Raw genomic sequence first — 13,386 nt, forward strand, 5'->3', positions numbered from 1 at the left:
TAGCAAAAACAGACAGCCGATCGCTGTCTGCTCTCATCATCGAAGCATTTCTTCGACAAGCTTTTCATTTCTTTTTTTGAAAATATCATTGTGGGAAGAAACCATGGCGATTTCCGCGGCATTGGGCTCTAAATACTTTTTGGCACTATTTACAGCATTTGTAGCATCATGGAAAGCCCCCATTATTAAATGTACCTTACCATCGTGCTTAATAATATCTCCCGCAGCAAATAAGCCATCAATGGAAGATTCTGATTTTGTACTTCCTTTTATAAAGAAGTCATCCAACAATTCAATTTCAATCTTACTGTTTTTTATTAAGGTAGAATCTCGATCAAAGCCATGATTAATCACAAGTTCATCAATATCAACATATGTAGACTCATTCGTTTCATTATGAGTGATCTCCACCTGATTAATGGTTTTTCTGTTAGAGGAGATAAGCTTGGTAATCGAGGATTGAAAAAAGCACTCCACCGAGCTATTTAATAGCTGTGTTACTTGCGATTCGTGACCAGTTAGGCTATCTCTTCGGTACGTAATATATACCTTTTTCGCGATTGGTTCTAGCTCATTAGCCAAGTCAATCGCTGCGTCACGTCCCCCTGAAATGAGAACTACTTTATCCTTAAAGCGCTTATATGATTGAACCGTATAATGTAAATTCGATACTTCAAAACGATCTGCACCTTTAATATTTAACTTTTGTGGTTTTAAGATACCACTACCTGTTGCAATGATAACCGTTTTGGAATAATGGATTTTCCCACTACTTCCTCTAAGAATAAAAAGATTATTTTCGTCTTTTTCAATTGATTCTATCTTTTCATTTAACACAACTTCAGGCTCAAAGGTTAAGCCCTGTTCTACTAAATGATCAATAAGCTGTGTTCCTGTTACAGGCGGTAATCCACCAACATCCCAAATCAATTTCTCTGGATATACATGTATCTTCCCACCCAATTGTGACTGAAATTCGATAATTTTTGTTTTCATCTCTCTCAGTCCACTATAAAAGGCTGAATAAAGTCCAGCCGGGCCTCCACCGATAATGGTTACATCGAAACATTCTTCTTTAAGCAAATGGATTTCCTCCTCCAAAGGTATTTCTATTTAAATTTATATTGACAAACGATAATGATAACTATTATCATTATAAGCGAAAATGATAATCAATATCAATAAGTTTTTCCAAAAGGAGATAATTTTTATGAGAAAAATAAGCTTCGCCCTCGTTATTTTAGTTATTCTATTTATTACAGGTTGTAGTAGCAATAAAGAAACGAATGGAGAAACTGTCAATGAAAAGGAGACAGAAACCATTACGTATGAGTCAGAAAATGGTCCTGTGGAGGTGCCCGCTAATCCAGAGCGTGTGGTTGTCGTTTCTACTTATGCTGGTAATGTTCTAGCACTTGATGTACCACTCATTGGAGTAGATTCTTGGGCTAAGCAAAATCCACACTATGACCTGGAAGGTGTAGAGGAGATATCAGAAGAAAATCTTGAAAAAATTATGGAGCTGAATCCTGATTTGATCATTGGTGCTTCTACGACAAAAAATATTGATAAATTAAAAGAAATTGCACCAACGGTTACCTTTACATATAACAAAGTGGATTATTTAACACAGCACCTTGAAATCGGTAAGCTACTGAATAAAGAAGAGGAAGCCGCTAACTGGATTAAGGATTTTAAGGCAAGATCTAAACAAGCTGGCGAAGAAATTAAAGCGAAAATTGGTAAAAATGCTACAGTAACGGTTATTGAGAACTTCGATAAGGAATTATACGTATTTGGAGATAACTGGGGTAGAGGTACAGAAATTCTTTATCAAGAAATGGGCTTGAAAATGCCTGATAAAGTGAAGGAGAATGCATTGGAAGCTGGTTACTATACATTGTCTCCAGAGGTATTATCTGATTATGTTGGAGATTATTTAATCATTAGTAAGACGGAGGAAACAGAATCATCTTTTATGGAAACGAAGACATTCAAAAATATTCCCGCCGTTCAAAAAGATCATGTCTTTGTTGCAGATGCGAAGGGATTCTATTTTAATGATCCAATAACATTAGAATACCAATTAGAATTTTTCAAGGAACATTTTTTGGATGAATAATTATTATTCTAACTTCGTTCTGCATTACGATTGACTCGATAAAAAAGAAGAAAGCTGAGATATCATGATCAATAAATCCAAGTATTTTTCATTCAAATTAATAGCTAGCATCTGTTTCATGCTAGGCTCGTCTATATTGGCCTTATGGCTTGGTGCGGCTAACACTTCCTTACACGATGTATGGCTTTCTATAACCACATCTTTGGAAAGCGAGACCCTCACCATGCTTAGGGAGATTCGGTTACCCCGAATTATTGCTGCACTTTTTGTTGGTGCTGCACTAGCAGTTTCAGGGACAATCATGCAAGGGGTAACAAGAAACCCACTAGCAGATCCAGGGTTACTAGGTGTAACTGCTGGAGCAAATGTAGCACTGGCTATTACCGTAGCTTTTTTCCCTTCTGCTAATTACTTTACCATTATGATCGCCTGCTTTATTGGTGCTTCACTTGGAACACTACTTGTTGTTGGCATAGGATCTGTCCAAAAAGGGGGCTTTTCTCCATTAAAAATTGTGCTCGCAGGCGCTGCTGTTTCCGCCTTTCTTTACGCGATCGCTGATGGAATTGGCATATATTTCAAAATATCGAAGGATGTTTCGATGTGGACTGCTGGGGGGATGATCGGAACTAATTGGAATCAGCTAAAAATGGTTGTGCCTTGTATTTTAATAAGTGTCATCATCTCCTTGTTTTTAAGTCGACAGCTATCCTTGCTCAGTTTGAATGAAGATGTAGCAACTGGATTAGGGCAGAATATACTTATCATCAAAGCAATACTATTTCTTCTCATTAGTATTTTAGCAGGAGCAGCTGTTGCTTTGGTAGGGAATTTAGCCTTCGTTGGTCTTATGGTTCCACATATTGTGCGTGCTATAATCGGAGCAGACTATAACAAAATTCTCCCACTATCTGTTTTTATTGGAGCGACATTTATGGTATTAGCAGATTTGGCTGGCCGAACAATTAATGCACCTTTTGAAACACCTGTTGCAGCCATTGTAGCAATAATGGGACTCCCTTTCTTTTTAATCATCGTTCGTAGAGGGGGGAAAGCATTTTGATTCCGACTACTAGTAAAACAACAAAACAGCGTATTATCGTAATAAGTCTTGTTGCTTCCGTTATTTTAATTGCCGTGATCAGCTTAGGGATTGGTTATTCTTCTGTTTCATTTAATCGCATCATTCCTACTTTTATAGGGCAGGGTACGTTTAAAGAGGAGTTTGTTATTTATTCTATTCGTTTGCCAAGAATAATCATTACTATCCTGGCAGGTATGGCATTGGCAGTATCTGGTGCCATTTTACAAGGTATCACGAGAAATGATTTGGCTGACCCTGGGATTATCGGGGTTAATGCAGGTGCAGGCATTGGGGTTGCCATTTTCTTTTTATACTTTCCTATTGATGTTGGTTCCTTTATTTATGCACTACCTATCATTGCATTTATCAGTGCCTTTCTTATTGCGATATTAATTTATATTTTTTCTTATACTAAGGGAATTGGGTTACAACCAATTAAGCTGATACTAGTAGGTGTTGGTTTCTCGATGGCCTGCTCGGGACTTATGGTTGTCCTTATATCTTCATCTGAGCGAGAAAAAGTAGATTTTATCGCCAAATGGTTAGCGGGTTCGATATGGGGTACTGATTGGCCATTTATTATAGCAATACTGCCATGGCTATTAATTCTTATTCCATTCACTCTATATAAAGCGAATAAGCTTGATCTGCTCAGCTTCAGTGAGCCTGTTGCGGTTGGAGTGGGAGTTCGTGTTGAGAAGGAAAGGGTGTTACTTTTGGTTGCAGCTGTTGCACTCGCTGCAGCTGCCGTATCGGTAACAGGCGGAATAGCCTTTGTTGGTCTAATGGCTCCACATATTGCCAAATCCATTATAGGGCCAAGAAACCAGCTTTATCTTCCAATTGCCATTTTGATTGGTGGCCTTTTATTATTAATTGCAGATACGATTGGTCGAAACATTATTGAGCCAGAAGGCATTGCGGCAGGTATCATGACAGCATTAATCGGTGCCCCGTATTTTATACTTCTATTATTGAGGAAATGAAAAAGTGGCTGAGGCATCAACTAAATAGGGTGAATGAGAATCCGAACATTCTTCTGACTGAGCGAAGTATTTTGACGAAGCAGCTTCAGTGCAGAAATATTAACGTTCGGATTTTTCTTTCTTTACTATTCTTTTGACCCAACTAATTTCAACGGGCTGTGTTAATACTCACGATTCACAAAAAAATCTAACAGCTGTCTTAAAAAATTTGTTTCATATGGTAATCTATCGATCGTTTCTACGGCTTCACAGTAGTGGTTCCACATCTCTTTCTTAGCACCGTCCATTCCTAAAATGGTTACGAATGTAGAGCTGTTGTTTTGTTGATCATTGCCGACTGGCTTACCAAGTAATTGTAAATCACCCTCTACATCCAAAAGGTCATCTTTTATTTGAAAAGCGATACCTGCATGGTAGGCAATCTTTTTAAGTGAACTTCTTTCTTCTTCCGATGCTTTTGCGAGAATGGAAGGCATAACTAAAGATGCCTCAAAGCCAATTCCCGTTTTATAAAAACACATATCATTTAACTCTTCTATTGTTAGTTCCTTTCCTTTTGCCGCTAGATCAATAGCTTGGCCTCTGCACATTTCTGCTGTTTTTTGAGCAGAATATTGAATTAATTGTAATACAGTACTAGGGTCAAAGGAATTAAGTGAGGCTTGTTCTTCATACGCTTTTTGCGTTAGAAATAAGCCTGTTAATTCAGCAATGGCTGTATTATATTTCTCGTGTAATGTTTCTCTTCCACGGCGATAGGAGGCATTATCTTGAGATGGCAAATCATCAAAGATTAAGGAAGCCGTGTGCATATATTCTAAAGAACGGATTAATGGAATAATGGAGGATGGTTGAAAATGATAAACTTGGACACCCATTAACCAAGTAACAATCGGTCTTAATCTCTTCCCTGCCCCTTCTATGCTATAATTTGCTGCATGAGAAATCGATTCTCTTGCTCCATTCCCTTCCTTGATTGGTAATAATTGATTAATTTGATTTCTTATATCCTTGATCGTTTGGAAAAAATCCGTTTTTGCTTGTTTTTGATTCCGTAGATTTTGAACAAAATGATCCCGAAGTAATTTATCAAAGAAATCAACATTATCCGCTTTTTGGACTAAATGCTGAATGAAGCGATTAAATTCAGGCATTCGTTGTGTCAGAATCTTCATAAGTTCTGTATAAGCCTTTTCACCCATACGAATTTTCAAACGCTTTAAACCATTTATCGCACGATTTAAAATTATTTCACACGTTTTTTGATCGGAATCATATACGCGATGAATCAAATGATAAATTACCGTCCAATAAAGTTCAAAAGGATTTACTAAGTCTGATCTTTGCTGATAGTATTTCAAATAATAAGTATAGGAAGAAACGGCTCCACTTTTCTGATCTTGATTAATATCTGCTAGATCATCTGCTAACTGATTATAAATTCCGTAAAAGAACATTCGTTGTTGATTTGTCTCATTGTCCTTCATTCCGATCAAGGATCGGACAATCATTCTAGAGGATGCTGATTTTAAGATAATAGGTAAATACAATTCATCATTCGTGTAATTAGGATGATCTATATCTTTATCCCGATCCAATTCCTGGGCATGAAAAAACAGATAGCTTAACTCGAAAAAATGATGTTCATCAAGATTTGCTTGAATCATCCTTATATACTCAAAGGCTTCCTTCAATTCCTTATAAACAAATCGGACTAAATCACCGTTTTCTCCTTCCCAATTCTTTAATTCAGCTACCTTTTCTTTCGCTAGTGTTGTTCGGATCCAAGAGGAAAATTGCTCTTCCTCTTTTTTGGACAATATATTGGCATCTAGTAAATCATCGATAAACGGATAGGTTAATCCATAGCTATAACCTAGCCTCACCGCTTGGTCTAGTCTATTTCTACGCAAGTCAGCGGAGGACTGTTCATCTAATTGATCGAGCTCCTGCAACAATACTCCTGCTATAATTTTTAGTAATTTTCGTTGTGCATTTTCTTTATCCATAGCTTCTGGAAGTTGCTTGGAGACTAATTTTAATTTTTGAATTAACCAAAAAAAAGTCGATTCTATTCCTTCCTTTTGCGCCCATCTATAGAGAGTACTTAATCGAAAAGGCTCGTGATTACTAGTGTCTATTACATAATTCTTCACAAAATTTGTTGCACGATTTATCTTTGCTTGAATCCCATGATCAGCTAATGAATAACCTAGATCTCGCATGTATATGTAGGAAATACTTCGATCTAAATATTCGTCTAATTTACCCGTATATTTCAGCCATTTTAAATAAGGTTGATAGTTCGTATCTTTTCTCGATTTTCTTAATAGAGAGGGGCGAATGTGAGACTGCTTCCATGCTTCTAAATCTGTCGTTAAAGTATTGACAAAGGATTGCTCGCGAACATCTTCAAATAGCTGATTAAAATACTCTTTTGCCTTCTCTACTTTTGGTTGTATCCAAGAGTCTTTATAATGTTGGATGTCCATTTATCTTACCTCAATTTCCAATCAAATTTCTTTCATCATAACATTCATACGTAATAAGGGGAAAAAAAGTTTCAGAAGAAATTTTAAAAAATAGCGGCTCCGTTGTTTTTCTATCGTCATTTTTACTGGTCTAGTATTCCGGTTCTTTGTGCAAAAAAGGCGATCCCCAGTATGGTAGATCACCTTTTCCCTAAGCATTTGCATGCTGTAATTTTCCCTTTTTATCTGCTCTTGTCAGGAACTGAATAACAAATAATATGAGGAAAACTCCTAGACCAATAATATCAGAATAACCTTCTGGATACATGAGCATTAGGCCTGTCAGCAGTGTAATAATCCGCTCGGTCCAATGTAATTTGCGATACCAGAAGCCAATCATACAAGCTCCTATGACGAGCATTCCTAGCATCGCTGTGATAAGTGCCCAGCCTATATCCAAATAACTTCCCTCAATCATTAGCAGGGTCGGATTAAGGACAAACATGTACGGTATAATGAATGCTGCAATAGCAAGCTTTGCTGCATTAAAGCCAGTTCGGATCGGTTCCCCACCAGAAATCCCAGTTGCCGCAAAAGCTGCCAATGCAACAGGAGGTGTAATATCTGCAAGGATTCCGAAGTAAAACACAAACATATGTGCTGCTAATACAGGAATAGCTACTTCTAAACTATCATTTAAAGCAAGAATTGCCGGTAAAGCAATAGTAGATGTAATAATATAATTGGCTGTTGTTGGTGAACCCATTCCGAGAATAATAGATGCAATCATTGTAAAGAACAGGGTAAGTAATAGCTGGGATTCTGTTGAAAAAGAGATAGAACCTGCAATATCTACTAGACCATTTCCTAATTTCAACCCTAGACCCGTCTTTGTGACTACCCCAACAATAATACCTGCACAAGCAGTTGCTGCTGCTACACCTAATGCTGTTCTCGCGCCTTGCCGCAATGCCTCAACAAACTTTCGTGGTGTAATTCTCGTGTCTTTTCTAAACAGGCTGACAATAATGGTAGCTAAAATACCATATAATGCTGCTCTTTCTACACTCATTCCTTGAAATAGGAACAAAACAATAGCAAGGATTGGTAATAAAAGATGAATCTTTTTAAACACTTCTTTCTTATTTGGCAATTCCTCATCTTTTAAACCATGTAACCCTGTTCGTTTTGCTTCAAGGTGTGTCATAATCCAAATCCCAGCAAAATATAAAATTGCTGGGATAATTGCTGCTTTCGCAATATTCCAATAGCTTTCACCAGCAAATTCAATCATCAAAAATGCTGCAGCACCCATAATCGGGGGCATAATCTGCCCACCAGTGGATGATGCTGCTTCTACTGCACCTGCAAAGTTTTTACGGTATCCTAATTTTTTCATCATTGGAATCGTATAGGATCCTGTTGTTACGGTGTTCGCAACAGAGCTTCCCGAGATAGTACCATTAAGGGCACTTGAAAAAATAGCTACCTTTGCCGGTCCACCAGTTCGTTTGCCTGCTATAGCAATCGCTAAATCATTAAAATATTGTCCCACTCCTGTTTGAACGAGAAAGGCGCCAAATAATAGAAATAAGAAAATGTAAGTAGAAGACACTTGTAGTGGTGTCCCTAAAATTCCTTCTGTTGTAAAAAACATCGACTCGATTAATTGATCTAAACTAAGCCCTCGATGTATGAGCATGCCAGGCATTTGAGGACCAAATAATGCATACAATAGAAATAGCATGGAGATAATCGTGATTGGTAGGCCTACAGCCCGTCTCGCTGCTTCTAAAACCAAGAGAGTGGCAATACCTCCAATTATCATTTGTACTTGGTTGATACCTCCAATTTGCTGAACGAGAGTGTCATAGTAAACTGGCCAATAAGCACAAACGACAATGGCAAGTAACGCTAACAGGTAATCATACCAAGGTATTTGATCCTTTTTCTTTTTTCGGATTGCAGGAAACAGGAGAAAAATTAAAACTAGGGCAAAACCAAGGTGAACAGTTCGTTGGAGATAAGCTGTATATTGTCCAAAAACACCTGTATATATTTGAAACAAGGAAAAAGCAATCAGGATAACAAAAACGGCCTTTGCCATGATTCCTTTTAAATTCCTAGTATTTGATTCGGCATCATATTTTTCGAGTAATTTTCGTTGCTCTTCTTCCGTTACTTTATTGACTTGTTTTTCTTCACTCATGAATTCTCACTCCTTTCCAATATTCCCACAAGGTAAGTTTCTCTACCTCTATATGAAACCAAGCACCTGGTTTAAAATATTGATTGAACCAGATCATATGACCATCATCTGGCTCTCCTGCAGTACCCCAGACAAGACGATTTTCTGAAACAGTTTTTCCATTTCGAATATTCATAGATGGAAAATAATTGTTTAGATTTTTAATATGATACTTCCCATCTTCATAGACAAATTCTTCTCCTTCTTGTGCATTTGAGGGCATGCCAATACCAAAATGCTCATAAATGATTTCAAATTGCTCAATTCCTAAGTCGTCTGTAATTTTATATTTTTCGACAACGTCTGTAAGATGAATCGAGTGGGTAAAAATAATCTGAAAAACTTCACCTTTTTCAATTGGCAAAAATGCATTCATTTGTTCTGTATTTTCTTTATAGAAAACCAATGCTGTTATAAAAGGAAGCTTAAAAGTTACGGTAACAAGTGCAGCACAAAGAACGAAAATGATGCTAGAGGCAAATAGTTTACGTTTCATTTAATAGTCACCCGTATTTATAATTGAATAAAGACAGAAAAGCCGCCTGCCATTTTTAAAAAACAGTAGGCAGCCGGCTAAGTAGTTCATTTATAGCATCGATGCCACTTATTCCGCACTAATACCTTTTTCATCGAAATATTTTTGTGCTCCTGGGTGTACTTCAATGCCAATTCCATCTAGAGCAGTTTCAAGTGAAATGAGAGATGCCTTATCATGTGCCATACTGTCTGCATTTTCATAGATAGCTTTAGTAATTTCATAAACAGTGTCTTCTGGAACATCGTCAGTAACTGCAAGCATTGCTAGAACTGCAACGGTGTTGACATCCTCCTCTAGTCCATACGTGCCTTTCTTTACCGTATCTTTTGCATAGAATGGATATTTTTCTACTAGTTCATTAATTTTTTCCTCTGCAATTGGAATAATCGAAACATCGACTGTTGCCCCTAATCCTTCGACCGCTCCTGTCGGAGTACCTGCAGTAATAAAAGCTGCATCAATATTACCATCCTGGATTCCACCAGTGGATTCACCAAAATCTAAATTTTGTGCATCAATATCGTCGATGGTCATCCCGTGTATTTCTAAAATTTGTTCTGCATTTATATACGTACCAGAGCCAGGTGCCCCGACAGATACTTTTTTACCAGCTAAGTCTTCCACTGAACTTATTCCAGAGTCTTTTGTTGTTACGATTTGGATCGTTTCTGGATAGAGTGATCCAATGGCTTGCACGTTTTCTACTTTGTTTCCTTCAAATGCATTGACACCATTTACTGCATTATCGATCACATCTGTTTGAACAAAAGCTAATTCTGCCTCCCCCTCTTGCAATGCGATCACATTGTCTGCCGAAGCATTTGAGGATAAAGCATCTGTTTGTATACCTGTAGCATCCGTAATCGTAGACGCCATTTCCCCGCCCAGAGGATAGTAAGTACCACTTGTTCCCCCAGTAAGAATACTTAAGAAATCAGGTGCTTCTTCTGTAGCTTCTCCACCATCACCTGAATTTGAATCCGCATCTCCTTCTACTTCTGAATCATCACTTCCACACGCTACAAGAAATAATGATATGGCAAGTAGTGAAATAAGCATAAATAGTAAGCGCTTTAATTCCATAAAAATACATCCCCCCATTTAATTATAAGTATGTGTATAATACTATGAATTTATTAATATTGTCAAATAATTCTATATCACTTAAATACTGCTAATATCACGTTCTATATTTACAATTTATCATATAATTTATCATATTCCATCCTATTGTTAGAAATGCTAACGAAATTTATGAGCAATATCATCCTATTACTATATTTATATCGACAATAGGTTATCGATGAGAAGAAGAGGAAGATTGGCATATAAGCGATCTTCCCCCTTCCTTCTACATATCCATATTCCAGTTAATAAGTAGCCCTGCCTGTGTCAATCCCCCACCAAATCCATATAATAAGATTTTATCATTATGCTTAATTTTCTGATCACGTACTCCATTATCTAATGCCAGCGGTATCGTAGCTGACGATGTATTTCCATATTGAGTAAGACTATATAATGTGTGATTTATCGAAAAGCCACTCTTCTCACAAATAGATTCAATCATTCTTAGATTAGCACTATGAGGAATAAACCAATCAACATCCCTAAGTTGGAATGATTTTTTTTCTAATAGCGTGTTCATTCCTTTTGGGACGGTTTTAACTGCCCATTTATAAACCTCTCGTCCGTTCTGAACAATAAAATCGTTATTCTTAATTTCCAAGCCGTTCAATTGTGTGGATAGTGAACTACAATATAAATGCTGTCCACCTTCTCCTTCTGACGATAAATGTGCAGAAAGAAAACTAGGCTTTTTCTCATCATACTCTACTAGTACAGCCCCTGCTCCATCACCAAATAATACACAAGTTGTACGATCGGTAAAATCCGTTATCTTTGATAAAGTTTCTGCACCAATGACGAGAACTTTTTTATGTAATCCTGAGGTGATTAATCCATTAGCAAGATGAAGGCCATAGGTAAAGCCTGCACATGCTGCATTTACATCTATCGCTCCAGTGTTCCTAATTCCAAGTCTTGCTTGTAAATTGGAAGCTACACTAGGGGTACGATAATCCGGTGTAATGGTGGAGACAATGATAAGGTCCACATCCTCTAAGTCTTTTCCATAGCGCTCTATTAGATCCTGTACTGCTTTATAGCTAAGATCACTAGTATGTTCTGTTTCCTCGGCAATCCTCCTTTCCTTAATTCCAGAGCGTTGCACAATCCACTCATCACTAGTTTCTACAATCTTTTCTAAATCAAAATTAGTTAGAATCTTCTCAGGGACATAAGTACCAATTGCGGTAATCCTTGCTTTAGAATCCATGCTCCATTCCTCCCTTATAAAAGTGATTTTCATTTAAACTCTCTTATATTTTAACACTAGATATTAATACTTGGTACTAATTTATGATTAAAAAGGAAATTTTACTACCAAAAGTATCTATTATTTCTAAAGGGTTCACTTAATAACCATAATATTTTAAAATAATAAGTAGTAAATCTATCAAACACTTAGGAGGAAAAGGGATGTTTAAAAAAATCGCAAGTGATGCACTAGGGTTAAGTGATATTGGAAAGATTATTCAACCAGAGGATTTTGACAAAACAGAATCCGATGATTATGTTCTGCATGAGGATGGAGAGAAGATTCATTTTTTAATTAAATCGAAATCAGATGAATATTGCTTCACTAATCGTGCTCTTATTCACTTAGATGGAGAAAAGGCAACAAGTAGTAAGCGTAATATATACAGATATGACTATTATCGCCATCCTATTAAAAATGTATCTGTAGAAACAGCAGGTACAGTAGACTTAGATTTGGAGATTAAATTTTCCTTAGGTGGAAAAGCTATATCGGTTGATATCGATAAAAAAGAAGGGGAAGCCATCGCAGATTTATATAAATCCTTAGTCGCGATTTCCCATATACAAGATGAAAATGAACGAAAAAAGGAATTTGCACAAAATAGTTTAAACGTTTCTCAATCATTATTTACGGACAATCGTTTCCATGATGGGACCATTTCAACAGAATTTGAAAAAGCAACTAAATTTGCTTTTGACTGGTTCAATACGACTTATGATGAAAACACACAAAAGGATTTTAGCGAAGTTTTTAATAAATATATCCAAAATTAATCTCCAGCCATTGAACCTTGGCTGAAATGCAAAAGATGCATTCAGCCCTAGGTTCTCATTGCCTAAGTAAAATTATCGTTAATATGGATAACTAATTCCTTTCTCCTTTAACTCTAACTGTCTCTTAAAGCAAAATTGAATAATTTTTCTTCGGTCTTTCTCCTCAATATCGGTAAATTGAATCGCCGTTTTTTTTATTTTAATATTGCTATTTTGGGCTACTACTCTTACGATCTTTGCTAAGAAAGAAACCTCGTATTTTTCTGTACGAAAAGGAAGTTCTAAGATTCCTGCTACTCGATCACCTTTCTTAAAAGAACAAGTTTTATCATAAAAGGAAAGTCCACCAGCACTTACATCAATAGTATAGAAGGTAGAGTTTTCCCCATCTTGTACGATTTGCATGTCAATATTGGCTGGAACGCGAAAATTCTGCCTTAATTGGATTTTTTCGATATCTGCTTCACTCGGTCTTTTTAAAAGTAGTAGTGGAATTTTGTCTTCTGTTTTACCGTTGATTTCCGAAGTGAATTGAAAGCGGCTATTTTGATGAATCAAATCTATCTTTAGCTTCGTACCAGGGTGAAATATGACGGGATCCCATTCTTTTTCTAGGGATAATGGAAACTCAATTATTAAAGTTTCCTCTTGGATATCCGCAATCCTTGATAAGAATAATTGTGATTGATTATTTTGTCTAATGGTAATGTTAAGTATTTGGTTAATATGAAGTATTGCCACCATAATTTCCTCCCGAACCTATGATCACGATTAAATCATA

11 protein-coding genes are annotated in these 13,386 nt (G+C 36.7%); 4 read left to right on the forward strand and 7 right to left on the reverse strand.

Annotated features, from left to right (window positions below; all coding sequences use genetic code 11):
• Nucleotides 1-36: 36 nt before the first annotated feature.
• Nucleotides 37-1,083, reverse strand: coding sequence for an NAD(P)/FAD-dependent oxidoreductase (locus ACZ5R4_RS08210; RefSeq protein WP_109985636.1), 1,047 nt, complete (start codon nucleotides 1,081-1,083; stop codon nucleotides 37-39).
• 127 nt (nucleotides 1,084-1,210) lie between these two features.
• Between ACZ5R4_RS08210 and ACZ5R4_RS08215 the strand changes: the two genes are divergently transcribed.
• From ACZ5R4_RS08215 to ACZ5R4_RS08225, 3 genes are all read left to right on the forward strand, one after another.
• A complete protein-coding gene (locus tag ACZ5R4_RS08215; RefSeq protein ID WP_464368318.1) occupies nucleotides 1,211-2,122 on the forward strand; it encodes an iron-hydroxamate ABC transporter substrate-binding protein in 912 nt (303 codons plus the stop codon).
• Nucleotides 2,123-2,186: 64 nt separating this feature from the next.
• Complete coding sequence (locus tag ACZ5R4_RS08220) at nucleotides 2,187-3,185, forward strand: FecCD family ABC transporter permease (protein ID WP_109985638.1); 999 nt, start codon at nucleotides 2,187-2,189, stop codon at nucleotides 3,183-3,185.
• Nucleotides 3,179-4,192: a FecCD family ABC transporter permease gene (locus ACZ5R4_RS08225; RefSeq protein WP_109985639.1), complete on the forward strand. Its 1,014-nt coding sequence runs from the start codon at nucleotides 3,179-3,181 to the stop codon at nucleotides 4,190-4,192. The genes ACZ5R4_RS08220 and ACZ5R4_RS08225 overlap by 7 nt, the downstream gene beginning before the upstream one ends.
• Before the next feature lie 161 nt (nucleotides 4,193-4,353).
• Here ACZ5R4_RS08225 and ACZ5R4_RS08230 read toward each other — a convergent pair whose 3' ends face one another.
• The 5 genes from ACZ5R4_RS08230 to ACZ5R4_RS08250 form a co-directional block, all read right to left on the reverse strand.
• Nucleotides 4,354-6,684 carry a polyprenyl synthetase family protein gene (locus tag ACZ5R4_RS08230; protein ID WP_277678987.1) on the reverse strand — a complete coding sequence of 777 codons (2,331 nt, stop codon included), beginning with the start codon at nucleotides 6,682-6,684 and terminating at the stop codon, nucleotides 4,354-4,356.
• 190 nt (nucleotides 6,685-6,874) lie between these two features.
• The gene (locus tag ACZ5R4_RS08235) at nucleotides 6,875-8,872 is read right to left on the reverse strand and encodes a TRAP transporter permease (protein WP_464368319.1); all 1,998 of its coding nucleotides are present in this window, start codon (nucleotides 8,870-8,872) and stop codon (nucleotides 6,875-6,877) included.
• Nucleotides 8,865-9,407, reverse strand: a complete 543-nt coding sequence (locus tag ACZ5R4_RS08240) for a DUF1850 domain-containing protein (RefSeq protein ID WP_464368320.1) — start codon at nucleotides 9,405-9,407, stop codon at nucleotides 8,865-8,867. The genes ACZ5R4_RS08235 and ACZ5R4_RS08240 overlap by 8 nt, the downstream gene beginning before the upstream one ends.
• Nucleotides 9,408-9,515: 108 nt before the next feature.
• Nucleotides 9,516-10,532, reverse strand: a complete 1,017-nt coding sequence (locus tag ACZ5R4_RS08245) for a TAXI family TRAP transporter solute-binding subunit (RefSeq protein ID WP_464368321.1) — start codon at nucleotides 10,530-10,532, stop codon at nucleotides 9,516-9,518.
• 268 nt (nucleotides 10,533-10,800) lie between these two features.
• A complete protein-coding gene (locus ACZ5R4_RS08250) occupies nucleotides 10,801-11,787 on the reverse strand; it encodes a ketoacyl-ACP synthase III (RefSeq protein WP_109985644.1) in 987 nt (328 codons plus the stop codon).
• 203 nt (nucleotides 11,788-11,990) lie between these two features.
• Here ACZ5R4_RS08250 and ACZ5R4_RS08255 point away from each other — a divergent pair, with 203 nt between their 5' ends.
• The gene (locus tag ACZ5R4_RS08255) at nucleotides 11,991-12,605 is read left to right on the forward strand and encodes a PH domain-containing protein (RefSeq protein ID WP_109985645.1); all 615 of its coding nucleotides are present in this window, start codon (nucleotides 11,991-11,993) and stop codon (nucleotides 12,603-12,605) included.
• 78 nt (nucleotides 12,606-12,683) lie between these two features.
• On the opposite strand, the gene ACZ5R4_RS08260 is transcribed toward ACZ5R4_RS08255, so the two are convergent.
• Nucleotides 12,684-13,346, reverse strand: a complete 663-nt coding sequence (locus tag ACZ5R4_RS08260) for a flagellar brake protein (protein ID WP_181397673.1) — start codon at nucleotides 13,344-13,346, stop codon at nucleotides 12,684-12,686.
• Between the last annotated feature and the right edge of the window lie 40 nt (nucleotides 13,347-13,386).

Source organism: Gracilibacillus sp. JCM 18860 (assembly GCF_055395245.1).

Excerpts from the sequence above, each read along its gene's own strand:
- ACZ5R4_RS08215 (WP_464368318.1), top strand. The coding sequence starts at position 1,211 with ATGAGAAAAATAAGCTTCGCCCTCGTTATTTTAGTTATTCTATTTATT.
- ACZ5R4_RS08220 (WP_109985638.1), top strand. The coding sequence starts at position 2,187 with ATGATCAATAAATCCAAGTATTTTTCATTCAAATTAATAGCTAGCATC.
- ACZ5R4_RS08230 (WP_277678987.1), bottom strand. The coding sequence starts at position 6,684 with ATGGACATCCAACATTATAAAGACTCTTGGATACAACCAAAAGTAGAG.
- ACZ5R4_RS08235 (WP_464368319.1), bottom strand. The coding sequence starts at position 8,872 with ATGAGTGAAGAAAAACAAGTCAATAAAGTAACGGAAGAAGAGCAACGA.
- ACZ5R4_RS08240 (WP_464368320.1), bottom strand. The coding sequence starts at position 9,407 with ATGAAACGTAAACTATTTGCCTCTAGCATCATTTTCGTTCTTTGTGCT.
- ACZ5R4_RS08245 (WP_464368321.1), bottom strand. The coding sequence starts at position 10,532 with ATGGAATTAAAGCGCTTACTATTTATGCTTATTTCACTACTTGCCATA.
- ACZ5R4_RS08250 (WP_109985644.1), bottom strand. The coding sequence starts at position 11,787 with ATGGATTCTAAAGCAAGGATTACCGCAATTGGTACTTATGTCCCTGAG.
- ACZ5R4_RS08255 (WP_109985645.1), top strand. The coding sequence starts at position 11,991 with ATGTTTAAAAAAATCGCAAGTGATGCACTAGGGTTAAGTGATATTGGA.